14 protein-coding genes are annotated in these 25898 nt (G+C 43.1%); 10 read left to right on the top strand and 4 right to left on the bottom strand.

The window, feature by feature from the left end:
- Positions 1-298: 298 nt before the first annotated feature.
- Positions 299-742 (bottom strand): response regulator, encoded by a 444-nt coding sequence (locus E0F88_RS12640; protein ID WP_131958620.1) that lies wholly within the window; start codon positions 740-742, stop codon positions 299-301.
- A gap of 230 nt (positions 743-972) precedes the next feature.
- Here E0F88_RS12640 and E0F88_RS12635 point away from each other — a divergent pair, with 230 nt between their 5' ends.
- The 3 genes from E0F88_RS12635 to glgB are packed head-to-tail and all read left to right on the top strand — an operon-like array spanning position 973 to position 8270.
- Positions 973-2937, top strand: coding sequence for an alpha-1,4-glucan--maltose-1-phosphate maltosyltransferase (locus E0F88_RS12635; protein WP_131958619.1), 1965 nt, complete (start codon positions 973-975; stop codon positions 2935-2937).
- 1 nt (position 2938) lies between these two features.
- Positions 2939-6277, top strand: a complete 3339-nt coding sequence (gene treS, locus E0F88_RS12630) for a maltose alpha-D-glucosyltransferase (RefSeq protein WP_131958618.1) — start codon at positions 2939-2941, stop codon at positions 6275-6277.
- A gap of 10 nt (positions 6278-6287) precedes the next feature.
- The gene (gene glgB, locus E0F88_RS12625; RefSeq protein ID WP_131958617.1) at positions 6288-8270 is read left to right on the top strand and encodes a 1,4-alpha-glucan branching protein GlgB; all 1983 of its coding nucleotides are present in this window, start codon (positions 6288-6290) and stop codon (positions 8268-8270) included.
- Positions 8271-8336: 66 nt separating this feature from the next.
- Here the strand turns inward: glgB and E0F88_RS12620 are convergent, their stop codons facing one another.
- Together E0F88_RS12620 and E0F88_RS12615 are read right to left on the bottom strand one after the other, a co-directional pair.
- Positions 8337-8723: a hypothetical protein gene (locus tag E0F88_RS12620; RefSeq protein ID WP_229213755.1), complete on the bottom strand. Its 387-nt coding sequence runs from the start codon at positions 8721-8723 to the stop codon at positions 8337-8339.
- A gap of 131 nt (positions 8724-8854) precedes the next feature.
- Entirely contained in the window at positions 8855-9253 is a 399-nt protein-coding gene (locus tag E0F88_RS12615) for a hypothetical protein (protein ID WP_131958616.1), read from the bottom strand.
- 328 nt (positions 9254-9581) lie between these two features.
- Here E0F88_RS12615 and E0F88_RS12610 point away from each other — a divergent pair, with 328 nt between their 5' ends.
- The 5 genes from E0F88_RS12610 (at position 9582) to E0F88_RS12590 (ending at position 19519) form a co-directional block, all read left to right on the top strand.
- Complete coding sequence (locus tag E0F88_RS12610) at positions 9582-12044, top strand: mechanosensitive ion channel domain-containing protein (protein WP_131958615.1); 2463 nt, start codon at positions 9582-9584, stop codon at positions 12042-12044.
- A gap of 234 nt (positions 12045-12278) precedes the next feature.
- On the top strand, positions 12279-16481 hold the full coding sequence (locus E0F88_RS12605) for a CheR family methyltransferase (RefSeq protein WP_131958614.1): 4203 nt from the start codon (positions 12279-12281) through the stop codon (positions 16479-16481).
- 39 nt (positions 16482-16520) lie between these two features.
- Entirely contained in the window at positions 16521-17021 is a 501-nt protein-coding gene (locus E0F88_RS12600) for a response regulator (RefSeq protein WP_165940054.1), read from the top strand.
- A gap of 91 nt (positions 17022-17112) precedes the next feature.
- A complete protein-coding gene (locus E0F88_RS12595) occupies positions 17113-17484 on the top strand; it encodes a response regulator (RefSeq protein ID WP_262709883.1) in 372 nt (123 codons plus the stop codon).
- 319 nt (positions 17485-17803) lie between these two features.
- Positions 17804-19519: a hypothetical protein gene (locus E0F88_RS12590; protein WP_131958611.1), complete on the top strand. Its 1716-nt coding sequence runs from the start codon at positions 17804-17806 to the stop codon at positions 19517-19519.
- Positions 19520-19543: 24 nt separating this feature from the next.
- Here the strand turns inward: E0F88_RS12590 and E0F88_RS12585 are convergent, their stop codons facing one another.
- Entirely contained in the window at positions 19544-20902 is a 1359-nt protein-coding gene (locus tag E0F88_RS12585) for a sensor histidine kinase (protein WP_131958610.1), read from the bottom strand.
- A 388-nt stretch (positions 20903-21290) separates the two neighbouring features.
- Between E0F88_RS12585 and E0F88_RS12580 the strand changes: the two genes are divergently transcribed.
- Together E0F88_RS12580 and E0F88_RS12575 are read left to right on the top strand one after the other, a co-directional pair.
- Entirely contained in the window at positions 21291-23762 is a 2472-nt protein-coding gene (locus E0F88_RS12580) for a hypothetical protein (protein ID WP_131958609.1), read from the top strand.
- A 150-nt stretch (positions 23763-23912) separates the two neighbouring features.
- Positions 23913-25877: a M1 family metallopeptidase gene (locus tag E0F88_RS12575; RefSeq protein ID WP_131958608.1), complete on the top strand. Its 1965-nt coding sequence runs from the start codon at positions 23913-23915 to the stop codon at positions 25875-25877.
- The last annotated feature ends 21 nt before the right edge of the window (positions 25878-25898 follow it).

Below are 25898 nucleotides of genomic sequence, written 5' to 3'. Positions count from 1 at the left end.
CTTGCCCTTCTCAGAGTTTTCAAATCACTGGCATGCGCTGCGACAATGCTCCCATCAAAAGAAAGTATTTCCGGCAATAAGCTTAGCGTATCAGGCACTATATGCTGCACAATAAATGTTGCATCAAAATTTGCAGGTAGTGAGACAACAATGGCCTTTAAAGCACTCCCCCTCCTGCAGACGATCCGGTTACGATTATATCGCAGTTTCCCATAGTCGCAGATCAATTGAAATGGTAACGCGACGGCAGATTGTCAGTTTTAATTCTTATTGGACTTCTCTAAACCTGGAGATGTAACTAGTGCAGTTCACTACTTGCCGCCGCTACAAGGTTACTATCCAGCCAGTAATGACAGATTGTTTCCATCAACTCCCTTAATTCTTCAAAAATAATTGGTTTGGTAACAAATGAATTCGCCCCGGCCTGGTAACATTGCTTAACCTCCTCTGAGACGTTCTCGCTGGTCATCATTACAATTGGCAAAGTTCTCCACTGCGTGTGAGCATTATCCGGCGTTTGCCGCAACAGTTTTAAAAGCTCATATCCGTTAAGAACCGGCATTCTAAAATTCAAAATAATTAAACCTGGCAGTAAGCCCATGAAATTAGGACTTGACTGCTGAATAAGATAATGATACAACTGCTCACCTCCCTCAAACAGTCGGACAGGATACTCAGGAAGGAATTTTGTAAAATATTTTGTATTAAAAACCTTTGATCTTCTGAATCGTCTACGATTTATAACTCCTTTTTAGGCTCCATGTGGCAGTGAGTTAGCTATTGGTGTGATTCAAATCGTAAACTTCCCTTCTAATCCGAAAATACCGCTTATAGAGTCGCACCGTACAACAATCATTCCACAAGAGATAAATAGTAAACCGCCGCCTGAAATAAGCAAATTTCTGATTTTCAGGCATAGCTTTTGAACACGATGGTACTTGGTCACAAACTGAGGAATATAAATCAGCATCTATGAACATTCTTAATGGCAGAGAAAGGGTAATAATTTCCGGCGTAACTCCCCAGATCGAAGGTGGAAGGTTTCCCGCAAAACGAGCAATCGGAGAATCCCTAACTGTAGCAGCAGATATCTTTACAGACGGCCATGATGAAATCGCCGCAAGTATTTTATTAAAACAAACGGATCAGCAGCACTGGACAGAGTTTCCGATGGTTTTTTTGGTGAATGATCGTTGGCAAGTGACGCTGCCGCTTGAAAAAACAGGCTTGCATGAGTTTCAGGTCATTGGCTGGATTGATCATTTCACAAGCTGGAAAAAAGGATTGGTTAAAAAATATGACGCCAACCAGGATGTCTCCGTCGAATTACAGATCGGATCTGATATGCTTTCTCATGCGCTGACTTTGGCCGATGAGCAGACGAAGAACAACATAGAGCACTGGATTGAACAAATCGGATTGGCACCAGACATCGAATCGGCAATAAGTATTGCTTTAGGCAATGAGATCGCTGCCGTTATGCGCAGTCTCCGTGAAAAAGATCTGATAAGTAAATCCCCGGATATCTATAAAATAGAAGTTGAAAGAAAAAAAGCGGGCTTCAGCACTTGGTATGAGTTGTTTCCAAGGTCCGCTTCAACGGAACCTGGCAGGCACGGAAACTTTCAGGATGTAAAAAAACTGCTTCCCGGCATTGCCAAAATGGGTTTTGATACACTCTACTTCCCACCAATCCATCCGATTGGCGAGCAAAAGAGAAAAGGAAAAAACAATTCACTCACACCCGATGACGAAGATCCGGGGTCCCCCTGGGCAATCGGAAACAGACTTGGAGGGCATAAAGCGATACATCCTGAGCTGGGTACAATCGAAGATTTTGTAGAATTGGTTGATGCTGCCAAAGATATGAATATCGAAATTGCAATGGACATTGCCTATCAGTGTGCCCCTGATCACCCTTATGTAAAAGAGCATCCGCAATGGTTTAAGTGGCGGCCGGATGGAACTGTGCAGTACGCTGAGAACCCGCCAAAAAAATATGAGGATATTCTCCCTTTTAACTTTGAAACAGAAGACTGGCCGAATCTTTGGAGGGAGCTTAAAAGTGTGATTGATTACTGGATTGAAAAAGGTGTCCGCATTTTCAGGATCGATAATCCGCATACAAAATCCTTTGCATTTTGGGAATGGATGATCGGGGAGGTGAGACAAAAGTACCCCGAAGTCATCTTTTTAGCGGAAGCTTTCACCCGGCCACGTGTCATGGAGAAGCTGGCAAAATCGGGATTCAACCAATCATACAGCTACTTTACCTGGAGAAATTCGAAATGGGAATTCGAGCAGTACCTGACCGAACTGACAAAGACCGACCTCCAATATTATTTCCGGCCCAATTTCTGGCCAAACACACCTGATATCTTACCGCACCATTTGGTTGAAGGCGGTGAAAACGCACATATTATGAGGTTGATACTGGCAGCGACGATGTCGTCCAATTATGGGCTTTACGGGCCTGTTTATGAATATGGAGTAAATACACCACATCCGGGAAAGGAAGAATATACCGATAATGAAAAATACGAAATAAAACACTGGAACTGGGAACGATACAGCCGCACAAGAGAAATAATAACCCTTGTTAACCATATCCGAAAAGAAAATCCTGCTTTACAGACAACCTGGAATATTGATTTTACACAAACCAATAATGATCAGGTTATCTGCTACTCCAAAACAGATGCAGAAACTTCAAATTCGCTGATCATAGCAGTAAACCTGGATGCTTTCAATACCCAGGGAGCACATATCAGAGTCCCTCTGGAACGTTTCGGTATGCCTTATGACAGCAGTTATACCGTTAAGGATATGCTAAGTGGTGAAAAATATCACTGGCAGGGAGAATATAATTTCATCCAGCTAAATCCTTACGACATGCCGGCTCATATTTTTAAAATTGAAAAGACTAATCAGAACTAATATGCCAGAGAAAAAAGTAATACTCGACGAAAACCTGCATTGGTATAAAGATGCGATCATTTATGAATTGCATATCAAAGCTTTCAAGGATGGAAACTGCGATGGAATCGGAGATTTCAAAGGTCTGATGGAACAACTCGGCTATTTGCAGGATCTGGGGGTAACGGCCATCTGGTTATTGCCTTTTTATCCATCACCACTACGTGATGATGGTTACGACATTGCAGATTATTATAAAATCAATCCTTCCTATGGAGATATAAAAGAGTTTAAAGCCTTTTTAAAAGAGGCTCATAAGAGAGGACTGAAAGTGATTACCGAGCTGGTTATTAATCATACATCTGACCAGCACCCATGGTTTCAACGAGCACGTAAGGCGCCTAAGGGATCAGATTTAAGGAACTTTTATGTATGGACCGATGATCCCAAACAATTTAAGGATGCACGGATCATTTTTCAGGATTATGAGAAATCCAACTGGACCTGGGATAGCGAAGCACAACAGTATTATTGGCACCGCTTTTTCCACCATCAGCCGGATTTGAATTATGATAGCCCGCTGGTTCAGGATGAAATAATAAAAATCCTGACTTTCTGGTGTAAAATGGGCGTGGACGGTTTCCGACTGGATGCCGTACCCTATCTGTTTGAGAGAGACGGTACAAATTGTGAAAATCTTCCCGAAACACATGACTACCTGAAAAAATTACGGAAGTACGTCGATGAGAATTTTCCGGGAACATTGCTTCTTGCAGAAGCAAATATGTGGCCCGAAGATTCTGCGGCTTACTTTGGCGATGGGGACGAATGCCAGATGAATTACCACTTCCCGATCATGCCGCGCATGTTTATGTCGCTGCAAATGGAAGACAGATATCCAATCACCGACATCTTTGATCAGACCCCTGCTATTCCCGAAAATTGCCAGTGGGGAATTTTCCTTCGTAATCACGATGAGCTTACCCTGGAAATGGTGACAGATGAGGAGCGGGATTATATGTATAAAGTTTATGTCAAGGACCCAAAGGCACGAATCAATTTGGGGATCAGACATAGGCTTGCTCCGCTGATGGAAAACAACCGTAAAAAAATTGAGCTTCTTAATTCACTGCTGTTCACTTTTCCCGGAACCCCGATTTTGTACTATGGTGACGAAATTGGAATGGGTGATAATTTCTATCTGGGCGACCGCGATGGTGTACGTACGCCGATGCAATGGAGCCCAGACAGAAACGCCGGTTTTTCCCAGGCCAACCCTCAGCGTTTGTATCTGCCTTTGATTTTGGATCCGCAATATCATTATGAGTCGGTCAATGTGGAGCTGCAAACCCGCAACTCATCCTCACTGCTATGGTGGATGAAAAAAATGATCAGCACCAGAAAAAAATATAAAGCTTTCAGCCGCGGTGACATCAAGTTTTTAAGTTCTGAAAATTCTAAAATCCTGGCCTTTACCAGATCATACGAAGAGGAGACCATGCTGGTCATTGCCAACCTTTCCCGTTTTCCACAGCCGGTAGAGCTGGATCTGGACTTATACAAAGGATATCAGCCGGTAGAGATTTATAGTAAAAATAAGTTTCCTGGAGTAAAGGATGGTACCCCATACTTTTTCACAGTTGAGGCCTATGGATGTCAGAGCTTTATTTTACAAAAAACGCATCCTGAAATCGATCAAAGCATTGATCTGCCCCTGATAAAAATCGACAAATGGAAAGATCTTTTGGAACCGGCAGTCATCGAGAGGCTCGAAACAAGTCTTCTGCCGGATTACCTGATGAAAATGAGGTGGTTTGGCGGTAAAGGAAAAGGAATGCTTGGCGTAAAGATTGTTACCCATGCTGCAATACCTTTGGGAAGTAATCCTCCGGCATACATCTTTCTTTTGGAAGTTTCCTACCAGGACGGCCTTCCGGAAATGTATCAGCTTCCTGTTGCTTATGGCAAAGAACCATTTGCTTATCGTGTGAAAGAAAATTGCCCACAGGCAGTTATCTCTCTTATCCAGGTTGGCAGCGAAGATCAGGGCGTTTTGTTTGACGCTATTTACGGGCTCGAATTGCAGCAGGCATTGCTTGAAAATATGGGTAGAAATCATACTGTGCCATCGTATCAGAGTGAAATACACTTCTCGGGAAATAGGGATCTTAAAGCGCACCTGATTGAAAACGAGAAAATTAAGCCAAAGGTTTTATCCGGCGAGATGAGCAATACTTCGATTACCTACGACGGCAAGTATTTCTTTAAGCTATATCGTAAGGTAGACCGGGCTATAAATCCTGATATGGAGATTACCCATTTTTTGACTCATGAAGCCAAATTCAAAAATATACCAGGTTTTGTAGGAGCAATTGAATGGAAATACAATAAGGATTCGATGGTCCTGGGCATGATGCAGGAGCTGGTTGGTAATAGCACAGATGCCTGGGCAAATATGCTCGACAGGCTGGATAGCTTCAACGAAAAAATTCTTTTGGGAGCTGATATACCGCTTCCCACAGAACTCCGCGGAAGTCTTACCGACCCGGTTGGTTATGAAGATGTTCCTGAGGCTTTTAAAGATTTAATCGACATAACTGTTGCAGAACAAGTCCGGTTACTGGGTCGTAGGACAGGCGAAATGCATATGGCGCTCGCTTCGTCGAATGGCAATCCCGACTTTGAGCCTGAAGAATTCTCTCTTCACTACCAGCGCTCGATCTTCTCTTCGCTTCAATCCCTGGTCCGTGTGGCTTTCCAGAGTCTAGGCCGAAATGTTAAAAAACTTCCGGATGCCGTAAAACAGGAAGCAGAGGAAATTTTGGCCATGAAGGATCAGATTTTAACCAAAATGAAAAAAATTCATTCGCGTAAAATCGATGCTTACAAAATTCGTATCCATGGCGATTATCACCTGGGGCAGGTTTTGTTTACAGGTAAGGATTTTATTATTCTGGATTTTGAAGGTGAACCCGCGTTAAGTTACAGCGAAAGACGGTTAAAACGTTCGGCACTGCGCGATGTAACAGGAATGCTCCGCTCACTGCATTACGCAGCCTATGGCAGTTTGTTCCTGGATAATCAGATCAGGCCTGAGGATATCAACAAACTGCTTCCTTATGTGGAGCAATGGTACCATTACATGAGTGGATTTTTTATGAAATCGTATCTGGAAACGGTGAAGGACACGATGATTATTCCTCAGAACAAAGAAGACTTAGAGGTATTGGTACAAACATTCCTACTGCAGAAGGCTGTTTATGAGCTAAATTATGAGCTTAACAACAGACCTGGTTGGGTAATGGTGCCACTCAGAGGAATTAAAGCGATCATGAAGTCTGCGGAACTGCAAACTGTATAAACAACTGAACATGGCAAATAAAAGAACGGCAAAAACAGCCGATGAAACCGCCGGGAATACAACAAAAAAAATAATTACGGTTACTGAACAGCCAGGCTCATTTTCATTGTTTACTGAATTTGATATCAGCCTGTTTCAATCCGGAAGGCATTTTCATTTATACAATAAACTCGGAGCACACATTCAAACAGTGAATGGGGTTACCGGGACCTACTTCGCGGTATGGGCGCCGAACGCTGAAAAGGTTTCCGTAATCGGAAATTTCAACGGTTGGAACCGGGATGACTTTCCGTTAATTGGCCGCAAGGATGGTTCCGGGATTTGGGAAGGGTTTGTTGCGTCCGTCTCCGGCGGCGAATATTACAAATATTTCATCCGATCAGTGAATGGTTACGAGGTTGAGAAAGGTGATCCTTATGCCTTTCATTGGGAAACACCTCCGCACACCGCCACTGTGGTTTGGGATTTGGATTACAGTTGGAGTGATGACAATTGGCTTGCTGATCGTAAATCAAATCATCCTCTTACCAGGCCAATCTCGGTTTATGAGATGCACATTGGTTCCTGGCGTAGAAAAGAGGAGGAAGAAGGACGGTTTTTGACATATCGGGAACTTGCCGGAGAACTTCCTGCCTATTGCGATTATATGCAATTTACCCATGTCGAGTTCATGCCCGTTATGGAGCATCCTTTTTACGGTTCATGGGGATATCAGTTAACCGGTTATTTCGCACCGTCCAGCCGATTTGGAACTCCTCAGGATTTCATGTTTTTGATCGATGAGTTGCACAAGGCTGGCATAGGTGTTATTCTGGACTGGGTTCCCTCCCACTTTCCTACCGATGAGCATGGATTGGGTTATTTCGACGGTACGCATTTATATGAACATGCCGATCCCCGCCAAGGCTTTCATCCGGATTGGAAAAGTTCGATCTTCAACTTTGGCAGAAATGAGGTAAGGGCTTTTCTGATTTCGAATGCGCTTTACTGGCTAGACAAGTTTCATATTGACGCACTACGTGTCGATGCGGTTGCTTCCATGCTTTATTTGGACTACTCCCGAAATGAAGGGGAATGGATTCCCAATATTTATGGCGGGAGAGAAAATCTGGAAGCGATTTCTTTTTTACAGGATTTCAATAACGCCGTTCACCAATATTATCCCGATGTCTTCACCGTGGCAGAAGAATCAACATCCTGGCCCGGAGTCACGCAGTCTGCCAGCAACGGCGGACTTGGTTTTGACATGAAATGGATGATGGGCTGGATGCATGACACACTTAGCTATTTTCAGCAGGACCCTGTGAACCGAAAATACCATCAGGGACAGATTACTTTTAGCCTGCATTATGCTTTCAGCGAGCGGTTTACGTTACCACTTTCGCACGATGAAGTGGTTTATGGCAAAAATTCACTGATCAACAAGATGCCCGGTGATAGCTGGAAACAGTTTGCAAATCTTCGTCTTTTATACGCCTACATGTATGGGCATCCCGGCGCTAAGTTACTTTTCATGGGTGCTGATTTCGCGCAGCGGCATGAATGGCAGCATGATTTTAGCCTCGACTGGAGCGAAAACAACAATCCGGATCACCGCGGAATTCAAAACATACTGAAAGATCTTAATACACTATACAAACAGGAGCCTGCGATGTATGAATACAACTTTTCCTGGGAGGGATTTGAGTGGATTGACAGCCAGGATGAAGTAAACAGCGTACTAAGCTGGAGCAGAAAGGGCAAGGAGCAGAAAGAAAACCTGATTTTCGTAGCAAACTTTACGCCTGTTGTCAGAGAGAACTACCGGATAGGTACATCTGTTACAGGAAGCTACAAAGAAATTTTCAACTCCGACAATCTGCGGTATGGAGGCTCGGATCTGCTCAATGTTGAAAGGGTAGAAACCTATCCCATTCCAAGACACGGCCGGACACATTCTTTTCCAATAAGACTCCCGGCGTTATCGGTTATCATTCTAAAACATATCGAATAATACCTGCAAAAAGAAAGTCCTGACGTATGCCAGGACTTTCTTCATTTTTATGGTGTGCTAAAGCAATTATTCTTTCGAAACGAATTTATTAAAACGGCTCTCTTTACCGCCGGCCGTTTTTTCCTGGTATAAAAAGTCCAGGTCACTTTCATCGAATTTTTCAAAAAAGTCATCCCAACTGATTGCTTCCAGGGTATCTTTTCCGGAGTAACCTGGAAAATCTATTCGTAGAAGTCCTGCATTGTCCTTTTTTTCTGTACCTATAACAGTCGCCGGAGTACCTCCGCGCTTATCGACCCAGGCTTTTATCTCATCGTGATTTGTAGTGCGCAGCGATTGAGAACTGCCTGTCTTCTTTGTGGTTTTTCTTACCGATGCTGCCTTTGGTTTCGCAGCATTTTTGGTTTTATCGGCACCAGTGGATTTTGGTGCACTTTGTGTTTTAGTGGCCATAATCTTGTTGTTTTAATTTACCTTGTCTACAAAAAAAGTGTACCTGAATCATATCTGTAAATCAGATTTTTTGTCAAAAACAACGCCCGAAATCTTTTCAGCTTTCGGGCGTTTTTCGAATAGGCTTTTACCTAGTTATTCCGGTTTCTTCTGTTTCCTCTGGAAGTTGTGTCCTCACTGGTTCCTTTCTTTTTCATCTTAGGCATATTGCCTCTTTTATTTTTCGTGGAATCCATCAACATATCGTTGTTTTTCATACCCGATCGCCTTTGTCCCCGAATAAGCGTATCCTCTGAAGGATTACCTGTTGGCGGCTGGGTTGGCGACGAGTTAAGCTCCGTTTGCGGTTTATAAGTAGGTTCTACCTGAGGCGAAACCGGTGTGGTAGTTGGGGATGTCGGTGTCGTTTGTGTCGGCGGAACCGATGTTGGCGTCGTAGGACTGGTTGTCGGAGAAGCCGGTGTTTGTGCGAATGCCGCAGCCGATGCCATTAATAAAGTGGCCAGGGTTGCTGATTTTATATTTTTCATGTTCTGGTTTGTTTAATTTAAATAATATATGCATCTATAATCCATTGTAAGCAAATGCCATTCCAGTACGCCTAATGATCTCAGTTTGAAGAAATTCTATATCTTATCATCCGGTTACATGTCCTTAGGGGAGCAACACACAGACCCATCCTATCAGATATCTGTCATGTCCAACCGCAATTAAGCATCACAATCGTTGATTTCCACTGCCTTAGGTAGCAGGCTTGTTTTTACACATTACAGTCAGACGGCAAATTAAATAATATCCTGACGATGAGCTGATTGTAGATATTTTACGCCGTATATACCCAAAGTGTAACGGCCGTTTATGATCTTTACTGTCATAAGTCGCGCGAAGTTTTATCTGTCGCCGGTTCGTAAACTGCACGTGGCATCATTTTTTGCCGCCTGTTTTATTCTCAATTTCGATCATTGCATGAGGGATATCAAAATACCCAAAACGTTTCATTTTTACATTTCCATACTTGTTCTATTACAGGTATTTATTTTTTCTTATAACTCTGCTCAGGCCCAAAACGACTCGGTAAAAACAGGGCCGGTAAAGGTTATTCCTGATACACTGTTGTTCAGACTCGAGAAAGTTCAGGCTGAGCTCACGCAGATAAATGCCTCCAATAAAAAAGGATATAATTCTGAGAAGTTCAGAAAAAACCTTGCTCAGGCGCGAACCAACCTGGACCAGATAAGCGAAGCAATTAAAGTAAGTAACCCCCTGCCCGCTTCGAAGGATTTGCTCAATTACAGGATCATGTTGACTGATCTTCAAAAGAACAGCTCTGAGTGGAGAAACGCGCTGGCCAAATCCAATTCCGATTTACAGCGTATGTCAGATGAGATAATTGCTTTTTCTTCAGATTCGCTGTTATCGGTTGTCAATGATGATACCACCCAAAGAACACTATATGCCTCACAAATCACTGACCTTAAACAACGGCTTCAAAAATCGGGTGAGACAACGGTTGCTAATCTGGATTCGGTAAGCCGGCTTCTGGCAGAAGCATCGGCAATTTATTTTACCTCCACAGATCTACAAAATACGGTTAATGACTATTTAGAGGATTCTGATCAAAACGTGCTTGGACAGGAAGCAGATTTCCTGTGGAATTCACCTGTTACGGATAAATCACAGAAAATTGCTAAAATGATCAAAGTGACCTATTCTGGTCAGGATAAAATATTACGCTACTTTTTTAACAGTACCTGGGACAACCGGGTCTTACTAATCCTGCTTGTTGCAGGCTTTTTCGCCTGGGTATTTTATAACTACCGTCAAATCAAAAGGCCTGCACTGGCCACCCTGGCAGGACCCCTGGATTTTAAGCTGATCTCCCCAAGACCGGTTTTGGCCTGTCTGGTTGTACTCTTTACACTTACACCCCTGTTTGAGCCACATTCTCCGTCGATTTACATTGAGTTAAACCAGTTTTTACAACTGATCACCCTTACATTTCTGTTTCATAAACAGCTCGACAAACACAGAATGAAGTGGTGGCTGATTCTGGTGCTGTTATACGTTACGGTCATTTTCTTTAATGTAATTGTAAACGAAAGTCTGATCCTGAGATCAGGTTTGATTGTTCTAAGCTGCGCTTCGATTTATGTCGGTATTCGTTTTTACAGAAGAGCGGACACAATTGGGCTGGATCCCAAACACATCCGTCCTGTGTTGGTGATCCATATTATTCTGACTGCCTTGTCGGTACTTTTGAACATTTTTGGAAGATTAAGCCTTGCCAAGTCTTTTAATATCACCGGAATCAGCGGAGTCATTCAGGTAATCAGTCTGGCTATGTTCATCCAGATTGTGAGTGAAGCGCTGGAACTGCACATTAAGGTGAGCTCTTGTTCAGGTGGCGTCTTTTCAAAAATAAATGTGACAAAAAGCCGCAATTCATTGCAGCGCGGGCTCACTTTCATCTCCGTTTGGCTTTGGGTACTTGTGTTTCTTATCAACCTGAATATTCTGGATTCGGTTGGCCGCTTCATCAGTCAGATTCTTGACAAGGAACGCACTGTGGGTAATCTGAACTTTACGCTGGCCAACATCGTGTTTTTCTCTGTAATAATTTATGCAGCAAATCTTTTGCAGAAAAACATTGGACTTCTCTTTGGAGAAGGTGATGTGGATTTCTCCAACAACAAGGTGCAAAGAGGCTCGAAACTGGCTTTAATTCGTCTTTTGGTATTCGTTATCGGCTTTCTTTTTGCGACAACTGTTTCGGGCGTACCGCTGGATAAGATTACAGTTTTGCTTGGTGCTTTGGGCGTTGGTATCGGACTTGGTCTTCAAAATATCATAAACAATTTCGTTTCTGGTATCATCCTGATTTTTGAAAAACCCTTTAGCATTGGTGATTACATCGAGCTGGCTGACAAAAAAGGCCGGGTGCTCGACATTGGAATCCGGTCCAGCAAAATGCTTACACCACAGGGATCAAGGGTGATTATCCCGAACGGCGATCTGCTGTCGGGCAGATTGGTTAACTACACAACGCACGATTCACATTTGAAAAGTGAGATCATATTGAAGGTAAACCAGGATGCGGATTTGAACCTGGTTAAAAAGCTGATTAATGAAACCGTCGATTCGAGCGAAGGAATTGTTAAAAAGGCTCCCAAACAGATTTTATTCAATGGCCTTACTGCCGATAGTGTAGAGCTGAAAATATTGGTATGGATCACTGACGTTTATGCAGAACCGAATTTCAGAAGTTACTTTTTGGAACAACTGCTGCAAAAGTTCAAAGCAAATGGCGTAAAGATCATGTAACATTAGTCATTAAAAGACGCATTGCAAAAGCATTTTTTATTATCCGCGATACGTGTTTTGAGTATATTGTAGTAATATTGCCAGTCTTGGAAAATAACACGACAGATCATTTTAAAACAGCTGTCTTTTGAGTGTTTTTAAACGAGTAACTCTGCTAAAAAGGCAATAGGTAGATTACCTTTCTACTTTCCGATATTTAAGATACCCCGAGAAATTTATTATAAAACGAAGGCAATGTCCAAACAAGAGAAGGTTCTCAAAGAACTACCTGTCAGCAATGTGCCTGTCCCCATCGTTGCTATTGGTGCATCTGCCGGAGGTCTTGAAGCAGTAACAGAGATTTTAGAAAACCTGTCACCTTCAACAGGGATGGCGTTTGTTTACATTCAGCATTTGCCCATACAGCACGAAAGCCAGCTTTCAGCAATTCTGGGACGCGTAACTGAAATGCCTGTGACAGAGGCTGCACATTTGATGCCCGTTACGGCAAATCATGTCTACATTATCCCTCCAAACCAGGACATTGAGGTTGAAAACGGAACGCTGACCTTAACCGTACGGCCTGCCAAACCACATATCCATCTTCCTATCGATCAATTTTTCCTTTCTCTTTCTGAAAGACAGAAGGATGGAGCGATTGCCGTATTACTTTCGGGCACAGGGCAGGATGGCACTTTGGGACTGAAGGCGATAAAAGTTGCAGGTGGTATTACATTGGGCCAGGATCAAAGTGCACTTCATCGGGGTATGGTGCAGTCGGCCATCGAAGAAGGGGTTGTGGATATGGTACTTTCCCCTAAAGAAATTGCGACTGAGCTCGAACGCCTGGGCAGTAAAAAAGAAATATTTCTTCAAACGGCCGAACCCGAAGACCCTGAACAGGACGATTCATCGGATGAGGACCTAAGAAGTATTCTTCAATATTTAAAGACAGCGATCGGAGTTGATTTCGACCACTATAAGGTTACGACAATTCGCCGTCGGGTCATTCGGCGGATGTTACTCTATAAGCTGGAAACGTTAAAAGACTACATAAAATATATAAAATTAAACCCAGGAGAAGCCAACATACTTTATAGTGATCTGCTGATTAACGTTACAAATTTTTTCAGGGATTCTCTGACCATGGATTATGTTAAAACAGAGCTTTTCCCCCAAATCATAAAAAAGAAAACCAGCCGGGATCCGATAAGAATCTGGATTGCGGGCTGCTCGACCGGCCAGGAAGCTTACTCGCTGGCCATGATCTTGCTGGAAGTACTTGGCGAACGTGTATCCAGCTTTCCCATTCAGATTTTTGCAAGTGATCTGAGCGAATCGGCCATTGCCAAAGCCAGACTGGGGCTGTATGTAAAAAGCGAGGTAACCGATGTTTCTCCGGTCAGAATGGAGCGATTTTTCACCCAGACAGACGGTCATTACAGAATTAACAAGTCCGTACGTGATCTATGCATTTTTGCCCCGCATAATCTACTCCGCGACCCGCCATTCTCGCGTCTGGATATGATCAGCTGCCGTAATTTGCTAATCTACCTGGACAGTTCGCTTCAGCAGAAAGTGATGACTACTTTTCATTACGCCCTTAACCCGGACGGTATTCTGCTTCTTGGTAAGTCGGAAGCTGCCAGCGGGTCACCTTCGCTATTTTCACAAATTGAAAAAAATCATAAAGTATTTTCAAAAAGAAATGTCGCTACCAACAATACCTCTTTCGAAATCAGGCCACGCTACATGGGATCAACTCCGGCTGAGCGCCGTGGATTTAAAAGCAACGAGTCAAAAAATATGCCTGTAACACCCCTGAATGAGCTGGATAAGATGGTTGATACGTTGCTTTTGAGCAGATATGTGCCAGCAAGTGTTGTGGTGGATCAGGAACTTGAAATCCTTCAGTTCCGAGGTGCGACGAGTCTTTTCTTAGAGCCTTCGCCAGGTAAGCCAAGTTTTAATCTGGTAAAAATGGCAAGGCCATCACTGGTATTTGAGCTTAGAAATATCATCCATAAAGCAAATAAATCGGGAGCAACTGTTCGTAAAAACGGTCTTGAGGTAAAAATTAAAGACCAGCTCTATCAGGTCGAAATAGAGGCTGTACCGCTATTTGCGCCAAATGATCAAAGATTGTTTTTAATTCTTTTTGAAGAGGTCACGCATCTGAAAGTATCCGAGCAAGAGTCGTCTTCGGTGCGCGATCATCGTATTAAAGAACTTGAAGCAGAGCTTTCCGCATTACGTGAAGATATGCACTCAATTCTTGAGGAGCAGGAAGCGGGCAACGAAGAGCTGCAGTCGGCCAATGAGGAAATTCTCAGCAGTAATGAAGAGCTGCAAAGTATCAATGAAGAACTGGAAACCAGTAAAGAAGAGATTGAATCTGCCAATGAGGAACTGTTAACGATCAATCAGGAGCTGCAGGTACGCAACGATCAGCTGACAGAAGCATACGGATATTCGGAAGCAATACTCGCAACCATTTGCGAGGCAACGCTGATACTTGATAAGGACCTCAGGATAAAAAGTGCAAACAAAGCCTTTTATAATATTTTCAGGATTAATGAAAGTGAAACCGAAGGTCGCATGCTTTATGAGCTCGACAACCGTCAGTGGGACATGCCCGAATTGATCTCAATGCTTGAAAATGTTATCCGCCGTGATGTTAATATCAAGGCTTTTGAGGTAAAACTGATCTTTCCCGGAATTGGAGAAAAGGTCATGTTACTACATGCAAGAAAAGTTGTTCAGCAGCAGCGCCAGGAAGCGATATTACTCGTAATTGAAGACATCACAGAACATAGAAAAGCGCAAAGTCTTCTTCAGGAACGAAAGGCATGGTTTGAAGATATGATCAACAGCGCGCCAGCTCTGATCTGGGTTGCGGAAAGTGATGGAAAAGTAAACTTTTTCAATAAGGCATGGCTTGAATTTACCGGCCATGCGATGGATCAGCAAAAAAGTCTGGGAGCCGCTCAGGGTTTACATCCGGATGACCATGTTGATTACATGAACATTTTCAACGCAAACTTTATAAAAAGACAGCCCTTTACGATTGAATACAGGCTCATGCGGTCCGACGGAGCGTTCCGCTGGATGATGGAAAATGCCAAACCCAGATTCAACTCCCTGGGTGAGTTTACCGGATACATAGGTACATGCACTGAGGTGCATATGCAAAAGACGCTTACACAACAGTTGAACCTGCATGTCGAACAGCGCACATCTGAGCTTAAAGAAGCAAATAAAGAACTGGAAAGAACAAACCAGGAACTTCGCCGGACCGCACGCAGACTTCAGGCGGTGCTCGATAGTTTTCCCGGCGCGATTGGCTTCATTCAGGAAACAGGTCAGGCTGAAAATGAGGTCGAAAATTTTAGTCTTGTCGTTTGTAATCTAAAATATGCGGAAACATTCAATAAGCCTGTTGATCAGATCGTAGGCAAATATATAAAGGATTTATATCCTGAAAACTTCCTGCAAAAAATAAGGCTGGTAGTGCAAACAGGTGACTCCCTGTATGAAGAAAATAAGGAAGCCGATGGAAAATCGATTGGTATTTCAATCACAAAACATGAAACCGGAGTTGTGATCACAGCACTCGATATTACTGTGCTCAAAGATGCAGAAAATCAGCATTCGTTGTGGATGCAGGAGCTGGTAGATTCAAATCTGATGCTTCAGTCGATCGAAAGCATGAAGGATTACATTCGCAAAAGGGGTGAATTTCTCAGATCAACATCTCACGATCTTCGGGGTAGTTTTGGGGTAATTATGGGTGCTACTGCGCTGCTGGATGTGGTTGATACAGACGAAGACCGCGCACGCACGCTTTCGATGATCCAGCGTAATCTGCGTCAGGTAGCAAGCATGATGAACCAGCTTCTTGATTTTTCCCGATTGGAAACCGGTCAGGAAACATTCGAGATTGCTCCTTTTGATGCGGCCGAAATGCTGTCCGGACTTTGCAAAAGTACCCTGCCGATGGCAGCCGACAAAGGTTTGTGGCTACGATTTGAAGGACCGTTGAATCTTCCGGTACAAGGAGATTCTGTAAAGATTCACCGTATCGCGCAAAACCTGCTGATTAATTCGATCAAATATATTCAACAGGGCGGAGTATCGGTTAACTGGGGCCTGGAACCTGTAAGCGAACAGGATGAAACAACAGCCCGCTGGCAGTTTACAATAAAGGATACCGGAGACGGAATCTCCCAGCAATTGATTGATAAACTAAGCGATCAGGGCGGAAACGATCTTCAAGATTCGGGCCCGGAAACAATTCAGTTGGAGAAGGATATTATTATGCCAAAATTATTTTCAGGAGAGGGTATTGGCCTGTTTATTGTAAAACGATTATGTATGCTCATTGAGGCAAAACTTGAAATTACAAGTAACGCTGAGCAGGGTACAACATTTAAGATTATTCTCCCACAGACCTATTGATCAGGATAAGTGGGTTTCTGGCGAACTTAACTCATGATCATGCAGAGAGGAGTAATATATATCGTTGATGATTCGGAAGATTACCGTTTTATTATAAAACAGATTTTCGACAAGTTTCTTACCGATTTCCCTGTCCGGTTTTTTGATAGCGGTGACGCCTTAGTAGAATTATTGATAAATCCTGATCAATCGAAGAAATCAAATTTTCCGGCATTGATCATTCTTGACCTGAACATGCCAAAGTTAAGTGGTCACAGCACATTGACACAATTGAAAGATCCGGCAAACATGGATCATCAGTATTTAAAACAAATACCCGTGCTGGTTATGAGCGGCGTGGAAGAAGCAAATGAAATCGCAGCTTGTTACAAAGCCGGCGCCAATGCATTTTTAAAAAAACCGATTGAATTCGACAAGTTAAAGGAATTATTTTCTTCAGTTGCAGAATTTTGGCTTGATGTCAACCAGGGACCTGAAATTAAAAGTTTACCAATTCCACAGCAAAAACCAGGCGGCCCTATCAAGCCTAGTACGTTATGAAAGATAAAAGAACTTGATACCACAATTTTCGTAAGAGCTCGATTCTGCTTGTAGAAGACAATGCGGATCATGCGCAAATCATCAATCTGCCATCAAAAAATGCATCCCTGAGGTGGAGATGATTGTGGTGAATACTACGGAACAGGCTTTGCAGTTTCTGGATGAAATAGTTGAATCGAAAGCGATATTGCCAAAGCTTGTCTTGCTGGATTTATATCTTCCTCGAAAAGAGGACGGGTGGCAGGTATTACAGAAAATAAAAAAGCAGGAATCCTCCTTAACCATGCTTCCGGTGATTATCCTAAGCAGCTCGGATAGTGCTGATGATACCAGAGATGCCTATCAGCTTGGCAGCACTGCGTATTCAGTTAAACCGTTTGAATATCCTGAATGGATAAAATATTTTGAAAATATCCGTAAGCATTGGATGGAAACGGTGATTTTACCCTTTGCAAACAGATAGGTAAACCAATTTAGCTTTCGACTTCAATTACACTTTTTAGCTTAACAGAATTTAGCCCAAGCTCGCTAAAACCTTTTTTTTGGCACTTCTTTAATTGCTGATTAAGCTTAAAGTCAATCGGATTGCACATTAATTTCTCTATTTGCCATCTAAATATTCGATTACATTACCAATCATCAACACTAACTTTTGGCCGGCCCCAATAAACTACTATTTTAATTTAGTATAAATTTTATATTTAGTAGTATACGTACTAAATTTGAATTCGAAACGTGGAAATTTATAGAATTTTCACAGCTACCCTCTTCAATCTCAACTTATGAATCAGCGTTACCTAAACTCTCCGCTATGGATTGTATTATTCCTAGTTCCAATGGCATCGTTCGGAATTTATATTTTTTCCTTAGCAGTAAATGTCCCTTATAACGATGATTCGACACTTATTTCTACACTAAACGACTTCAATAATCCTGATGCAGGTTTTATAAAAACCATCCTGGAGCAGCAAAACGATCATCGTGTCGTTTTTTCAAGGCTTGCAACCATTTTAATATACCTTTTTCATGGAACAATGAATTTTCGAACCATGATCATTTTAGGGTACTTCAATCTGATTCTGCTGGGATATGCATTTTATCTGATCTTTAAGTCTGAGAACAAGCAGTTGGTTTACTTTACCCCGGTTTGCGTGCTTTTATTCTCTCCTATTGTGCAGGCCACACATTTGTGGAGTATTACAGCTTTCGAATACACACTGGCCATTACTTTTTCTCTATACTGTCTTTATTTCCTGCAGCCCTCTAAAAGAAAATACTGGCTTTTCTCTATACCTTTTGCCATGGCTGCGACCTTGTCCAACCTGGATGGACTGTGTGTGATTGCAGTTGCACTTGTTTGGTTGACTATCCAAAACAGACGGAAGGATAGTCTCATTTTTACTATTTTTTCGTTGCTATACCTATATCTTTTTTTCCTGGATTTTCACTTTTCCACATCTGCACCAACACCTTCGTTTCCAGCCATCATTGCAATTATTTTTAAAGGTTTCATAGCATTTACAGGATCCATCGTGAAGGTGATTTCGGACTCCCACGCCTATTCACTTTCGCTGATTACCGGCGGATTTTTTATCGTACTGTTCCTGATTTTCACCATCAGGAAAAGTTTTAGCACTTCCAGGTACAAAGGAATGCTTTTACCTCTCAATCTTACAGACATCAGCTTTCTGGAACTTATGGCCTGTGCTCTAATGGTTGCCGTGGGCAGAGCCGCATATGCTGCGGAAAGCATGGTCGCAATACGTTTTCAGGTTTATGCGGTGAGTATTTTGATTTTGTTCTATTTTGTTGTAATCAGTAATGTTTCCGGTAGAAGGTTAAAATCATACACCTTTGGAACATTTTTGTTGGGTTCGATTGTACTAAATCTTTTGTCGTATGTCAAATATCACGATTCAATTATACACCATAACAATGAATTGAAAGCAGATGCCTATAATTTCAATACTCATGCCCTTTTTGTACATCAATTTACAGGATCGTATAATCCTGACCTCAAATTTTACAGGCACTATCGATTTCCAGTATTCTTCCAAGATGAGGAAGTCGGAAATTGGGTAACACAACTTAGAGATCAGAGACACCTTCCAAATATTACATTTACAAATAAGGATGCTTCCGGTTTGCCCGAACATCAGGAAGTTTTTTATCCAGTTTATAATTTGGACATTGCTAATTTACCTAAAACTGTTCCGGATAAAAATGTTTTCCTGGCGCTTTTCAGAAATGGGTCTAATGAGCATCCCTTTCTTCATGCACTCAGACCGAATACTAAAGGCTGGCTAAACAATGTGTCGGGTAAAAGGAATGCATCTCCATCATTTTCCGTAACATTAATGGAAAAAATTCCAGTTGGTAGCTATGATGTTGCCGTTTGCTGGATAGATAACGGAGTTCCCGGAAGTTTGCTGATAGGCCGCAACCTTATCTTGAGTAAAAAGGCAGTGAAAAATGACCCGTTGCTGCTTAATAAGTAACTGACAAACGAGACTTATTTAATTTCATAGACGAACAACGGACTCCTTTTCCCGCAACGGAACCGCGATAAAAAAACAGGTCCCGCATTCTATTGTGCTCTCAAACCAGATACGGCCGTTTTGAGCGGCAATGTATTCAACGCAAAGCAACAGTCCCAAACCCATTCCCTTTTCACCCTTGGTGCCATAGGTGGATTTTGCGTTCAGTGAAAAAAGAGCATCCTGTCTCTCCGGCGAAATGCCAATACCGGTGTCCTTTATGCTTATAATACAATCGTCGGCATCCATTGCTGCACGTACTGTGATGCTGCCACCTGTGGGCGTGAACTTGATGGCATTTCCAATAAAATTACGCATGATCAGCTGCATCATGTCCCGGTCTGCATAAACTGCTGTTGAAGGCTCAAAGTAGTAGTCTAGCACAATTCCCTTGTGGGCAGCAATTGTTTTTTCGGTGTGCAGCGTGCTCTCCAGAAGCAGATTTAAATCCAGATTTTGCAGAAATGCCGCAGTGCCATGAGACTGCGATTTTGACCAGGCCAAAAGCTTTGAGAGCATTGATAAGGTATCTTTCGTCGAACTTAGAAGCTGCTTTTTTATTTCCAGCTTTTGTTCTTCTTCAAGTTCAAACTCGGTGAGCAGCTCCAGATAATTTTGAATACTGGCCAAGGGTGAGCGTAGGTCATGTGCTACGATGGACATCAGTTTATTTTTCTCAGAATTAATCTTTTCCAGCTCTTCGTTCTGCCGCAGAATCTGCAGGTTTTTCTGTTCGATTGCTTTTGACTTTTCCAGCGCAGACTTCTTTTCACTTTCGTAGCTCTGCAAAATGTAATCGATACAGAAAAAACTGATCAGCGCAATGACGACGTAGGCTGAGGTTTCATCAGCGAACAGGCTGAGTCTGTCTGAGTACGTATTGGGAACTAAATCAGGACGCAGATATTCAAGCACATGCAATGCAGAGACAATAAGTATGTTTACAGGAATCCATACTTTGTACTGATTTACGGGATTAATGGCTATGGTCAGAATAAGGAACAGCAGAAAGAACAAATCCGTCGGGCCGTGGATCCCGGAATTCAGAAAATAGTTGATCGAGAACAATCCCAGGCCAACAAAATTCAAAATAAAAATGCTTGCCCTAACCTGATTTTTAAACCGGGATAAATAGTAAAGCACGCTTCCAATCACCAAAACAACCAGACTTGCCACAGCAATGTAGGGCAAACCGATCAGGTAATTGAAAGGGATATTATAGGCAAGTCCGACGATTGAAATTAGCGTGACGGAATGGAAAATGCGTGCGTGAAGCGGAAACTTTGATGGGTCTCCCAACAGCTTGATCCAGAATTTGTAGAGTTTGGGCCTTATTGATAACACTTCATAACGTTTAGTGTTACAAATATAAGCCAACGCATACTCATTATGTCATGACCTAAAGAATAATATTGTATCAATTCTCAAATCAATATTACACCCCATAGAACTAAGAAAGTAGAAGAATGTAGATTTTGAAATGGAGAAGATTGGTATGCTTTTGCAGCAGACACCGATATGTAAATCGCTTGATTTTCGCCTGACTAATGTCAATTCTAAAACTTATTTTTTTTAAAATCCCCAGGCATTCTTTTCGAAATTTTAAACAAATTCAAAAATTGTAATATCTTCCAGTATGTAACACAGTTTCCTTATGAGACAATCAACTGTTAACGAAATTACTTCCACCTTCTTAGACTTCTGAAATTGACTTCTTTTAAATATTACAGCTATGAATCATAAATTGAAATTTTTGAAACGCAATATTTTTCTTTACTGTGCACTGCTGATATTCGTATCCTCGCACATGGTCTCTGCTCAGGATACCTGGCCCAAAGAAATTCCCTACTTAGCCGGTGGCATTATAACGATCTACGAGCCTCAGCCGGAAAAACTCTCAGCAGATAACCTGGAAGCACGTGCAGCAGTTTCAATTCGAAAAAAATCTTCCGATGAGCCAATATTTGGCGCTATGTGGATACAGGCTCAACTTTCTGCAGACAGCCGTGGTAATACTTATACCGTTCAGGAAGTCGTTGTGAAACAATCCAAGTTTGCCGAAGACGAGGGCATTGGAAGTGCTGATTTCAAAAAATCGGTCGAAAACGGGTTTCCGGCGCTACGTGTACAGTTTTCTAAAAATAACCTTCTGGCATCCATCAAACAGGAACAGGGAGAGGAAAACTTAAAAAACGATCCACCCCTGATTATCTACCGGGATAAACCCACTACGCTCATTATTCTTGATGGCGAACCGTTGGAAGAAAAAGATGAAGATCTGCAAATGACACGGGTGGTGAATACACCTTATCTGATCGTAAAAAATCCTGATGACAAAAAGTATTATCTCTATGGCGGAAGTTTTTGGTACAGCTCTTCCCGCGTTAAGGAAGGTTGGATAAATGTCAAAAATCTTCCTTCACGAATTCGTTCGCTGGATGCAAAAATGAAACAGGAAGAACAAAAAGCCTCCACCGAAAACGACCAGGTTAGCAAGTTTACAACACCCACATCGATTTTAGTAGTTACAGAACCGGCCGAATTGATTCAAACTGAAGGAAAACCAACTTATCAGGCGGTTCCAAATTCCACGCTACTATATGTCAATAACTCGCTTGACGAAATTTTTAAAGATATCGACAGTCAGAAAAACTACATTCTTTTGGCAGGAAGGTGGTTTCGAAGCTCGTCGGTGAACGGCCCGTGGGAATATGTATCCCAAAATGAACTGCCTCCCGCATTTGCCGATATCCCGGCGGGCTCGGAAAAAGATGGCGTGCTGGCCAGCGTGGCCGGAACCGACGAAGCTTATGACGCAGTGATGGAAGCTCAGATTCCCCAAACTGCAAAAGTGGACCGAAATACGGCGCAGGTAGAAGTAAACTATGATGGCGACCCTCAATTTGTCCCGATCGAAAATACTAACCTGGCTGTGGCTGAAAACAGCAACATCACCGTTATGCGCGCTGCGAATAACCGGTTTTACGCTTTGGAGAATGGTATCTGGTTTGTGGGGAACAGCGCTTTTGGTCCCTGGCAGGTTGCCAATGAGCGCCCTGCTGACGTAGACCGGATTCCACCGAGTAATAGTGCTTACAATGCAAGATATGTACAGATTTATGAATCAACGCCCCAGTATGTTTACGTCGGCTATACCCAGGGCTACATGGGCAACTACATATACGGACCAACGGTTGTGTATGGTACCGGATGGCGTTACCGGCCATGGAGAGGCAGATATTACCGGCCGCGACCTGCAACCTGGGGATTTGGCATGCACTACAATCCCTGGACGGGCTGGTCGATGAGTTTTGGATTGGGCTTCAATGTTGGGTGGTATCATTATGAAAGAAGCAGACCCTATTATGGAGGCGGCTGGTTCGGCCCGCCTGCATACCGTCCGCCTTATCGCCCCTGGGGGTGGAATGGTGGCTACTACGGCAATCGTCCGGGAAGCGGGCGCCCCAATTATGCCAACCGCCCAAGACCGGCAGTGATCATCAACAGACCGTCAAATGGTGACGGACGGCCCAATGCACACTACGGAAATAATTCCAATCTCTACCGCGGCCGAAAATACGTTGTTGCCACCAGAGACAATATCTATGTGCCAAACAGAAGGCCCGCAAGCAGGCCATCGACAGGAAATAACGACAGGCCTGGCGTAAGCAGACCGGGCAATGATCAAAACGGGAGGCCCGGCACAAGCAGGCCGTCAACAGGTTCGGGCGAGTATACCCGCCCCGGAACTTCGAGACCCGGAATCTCGCGTCCGGAAATATCCAGTCCCGGCAATACCCGTCCAGGAACTGCGCGTCCCGGAACTGCGCGTCCCGGAACTGACAATGGTCAAAATACAAGGCCACAGACCAGCGATGACCAGAATACAAGACCAGGTATAACGCCGCCTGACCCGGCAGTCCGTCCTTCAATTCCTTCAAATCAAAACAACCGCCTGGATGTAACCAGGCCTGCAACAGGAAACAACCAGAATAGCAGGCCCGTGACAAGACCAGAACAGTATCAAAGGCCTGTATCAGCACCATCCCAGCAGCGGCCTGTTAACAGACCGGCGACAAATCCCGGACAAAATACCCGACCGGCAGTCAGACCATCAAATCCGGCCAGAACAACAACCCAGCCGGCCCAGCAGCCTGCAAGAAAACCTACGGAAAGATCAAATTCAAGAGGACGGGAACAATAGGCATGTAGAAAAATTCAAAGAAAATAATAGACTCAGTTTAAGCTAAAAAACTAAAGGCCGGTTAATGGTTGCTCTTTAATGCAATTAACCCGCTTTTTTGTGTGATTTCAGTATCTTGGCAACGGTTACAATCCTTGCCCGAATAATAACATGAAACGCTTTTTTAAATTTCTTTGCCTGATTTTCCTCTTTGATACCGTCTCAGCGCAATCCCAGGACCCATCAAAATATGCAGCGTCAGATCTTTTTCCTGCTGCTTCATTTTTACCCACAGGTAATTCCTACCGTTCAGCAACTGGCGAGCCGGGTCCTGCCTACTGGCAAAATCGGGCAGATTACGCAATTGATGTCAGCCTTGACGATAAAAAAGATGTGATCGCGGGAACTGAAACGATCACGTTTTCAAACAACAGCCCCCATACGCTTTCTTTCCTATGGTTACAAATGGATCAGAATGTTTACAAGAAGCATTCGAAAGGACTCGATGCTAAATTATTTCTTTCCGGTAACACCAGCGATTCTAAATTTGAAGGCGGGTTTGTGATAGAATCTGTTCTTTTTAAATCTGCACAGACAACAAACAAGCTGGCCCGCTATACGATTACAGATACAAGAATGCGGATCGATCTGAATCAACCACTTGCTTCCGGGCAAAAGGTTTCCTTTCAAATTAAATACAGTTATAAATTTCCCAGAAATTTTCGAAATGCTGACTTCAATGTAAACCGGACAGATATTTTGCCAACTAAAAAAGGCGATATTTATTCCGTAGCACAGTGGTATCCACGCCTTTGTGTGCTTGATGATGTAAGCGGCTGGAACACATTGCCCTATTTGGGCAATGGTGAGTTCTACCTGGAATACGGAAATTTTGATGTTAACATCACGCTTCCTTCTGCATACATCGTAGAAGCATCAGGTGATCTTTTAAATCCGGACGAAGTATTGACACCTGTCCAGTCAGAGCGCTGGAAAAGAGCGAAGACATCGGATGAGAAAGTATTTATCCGCACCGCTGATGAGATAAGTATGCCCTCTTCCAGACCCTCCAAACCAAGCTGCACCTGGAAATTTAAATTGAATTCTGCGCGGGATTTTGCCTGGACCGCTTCAAAGGCCTTTGTCTGGGAAGGAATTGGAATTAAGCTGCAAGGTGGAAAAAAAGTGATGGGCAGTTCACTTTATCCTGTTGAATCAAAGTCGGCTGAAAGCTGGGAGCGTTCCGGGGAATATATCAAGTTCACGCTACAATATTTCTCAGAAAAATGGTATCCATATCCGTATAATAAAGCGGTTAACGTGGCTTCGAATCTGGACGGCATGGAGTACCCGGGTCTGGTTTTCTGTTCGGCAAAGGACAAGGGAAATATGTACTGGGCAGTAGTAAACCACGAACTTGGCCATACCTGGTTTCCCATGATCGTTGGAAGCAATGAAAGAAAACATGCCTGGATGGATGAGGGTTTAAATGCTTTTATGGACAACATGGCCACAAAGGATTTTAACGGTGGAGAATTCATCGGTTATCCTGAAATTGACGTTCCTGTTTTAGCACTGTTTGCCGACACGCTGGTGCCCATCATGACGCGGCCTGATGTGATCGCCCCAAATCAGGTTTATAGCGTTCAGTATCAAAAAGTAGCTTATTTGCTGACCTTATTAAGAGAGCAGATTCTTGGGAAAGAAAAGTTTGATTTGGCTTTCCGAAAATACATCAGAGACTGGGCCTACAAGCACCCTGTGCCATCCGATTTTTTTAGCAGCATCAACAATTCAACTGGTGAGGATCTACATTGGTTTTGGAAGTCGATGTTCCTGGAAAATTACAAGCTGGATCAAAAAGTAACAAAAGTTGTGAATCCTGAAAAATCCAAACCAGCCAAAGCTCAAATCACTATCGAAAACATGGAAAGGGCCGCAATGCCTTTGCTGATTGAAATTACTTTTGAAAACGGACAAACAGAGTTTCATAAATTACCCGTCGAAATCTGGCAGCAAGGCCCGGTTTACCGGTTTACACCAGATGCAGCCGGTGTTGTCAGCAAGGTAGTGTTGGATCCACAAAATGTTTTTCCTGACGTTGCACCAGCTAACAATGTCTGGCAGAAGAAATAAGCGCACTTTATAGGCGACTAT

It is taken from the genome of Dyadobacter psychrotolerans, assembly GCF_004349265.1.
In the GTDB taxonomy this organism is placed as follows: domain Bacteria; phylum Bacteroidota; class Bacteroidia; order Cytophagales; family Spirosomataceae; genus Dyadobacter; species Dyadobacter psychrotolerans.
The sequence above is the reverse complement of the archived record's forward strand: the minus strand, read 5'-3'. Positions and strand labels throughout refer to the sequence as shown.

What these genes read in the sequence shown, in the direction of transcription:
- E0F88_RS12635 (WP_131958619.1), top strand. Translation starts at nt 973, where the DNA reads ATGAACATTCTTAATGGCAGAGAAAGGGTAATAATTTCCGGCGTAACT.
- treS (WP_131958618.1), top strand. Translation starts at nt 2,939, where the DNA reads ATGCCAGAGAAAAAAGTAATACTCGACGAAAACCTGCATTGGTATAAA.
- glgB (WP_131958617.1), top strand. Translation starts at nt 6,288, where the DNA reads ATGGCAAATAAAAGAACGGCAAAAACAGCCGATGAAACCGCCGGGAAT.
- E0F88_RS12620 (WP_229213755.1), bottom strand. Translation starts at nt 8,723, where the DNA reads ATGGCCACTAAAACACAAAGTGCACCAAAATCCACTGGTGCCGATAAA.
- E0F88_RS12615 (WP_131958616.1), bottom strand. Translation starts at nt 9,253, where the DNA reads ATGAAAAATATAAAATCAGCAACCCTGGCCACTTTATTAATGGCATCG.
- E0F88_RS12610 (WP_131958615.1), top strand. Translation starts at nt 9,582, where the DNA reads ATGATCTTTACTGTCATAAGTCGCGCGAAGTTTTATCTGTCGCCGGTT.
- E0F88_RS12605 (WP_131958614.1), top strand. Translation starts at nt 12,279, where the DNA reads ATGTCCAAACAAGAGAAGGTTCTCAAAGAACTACCTGTCAGCAATGTG.
- E0F88_RS12600 (WP_165940054.1), top strand. Translation starts at nt 16,521, where the DNA reads ATGCAGAGAGGAGTAATATATATCGTTGATGATTCGGAAGATTACCGT.
- E0F88_RS12590 (WP_131958611.1), top strand. Translation starts at nt 17,804, where the DNA reads ATGAATCAGCGTTACCTAAACTCTCCGCTATGGATTGTATTATTCCTA.
- E0F88_RS12580 (WP_131958609.1), top strand. Translation starts at nt 21,291, where the DNA reads ATGAATCATAAATTGAAATTTTTGAAACGCAATATTTTTCTTTACTGT.
- E0F88_RS12575 (WP_131958608.1), top strand. Translation starts at nt 23,913, where the DNA reads ATGAAACGCTTTTTTAAATTTCTTTGCCTGATTTTCCTCTTTGATACC.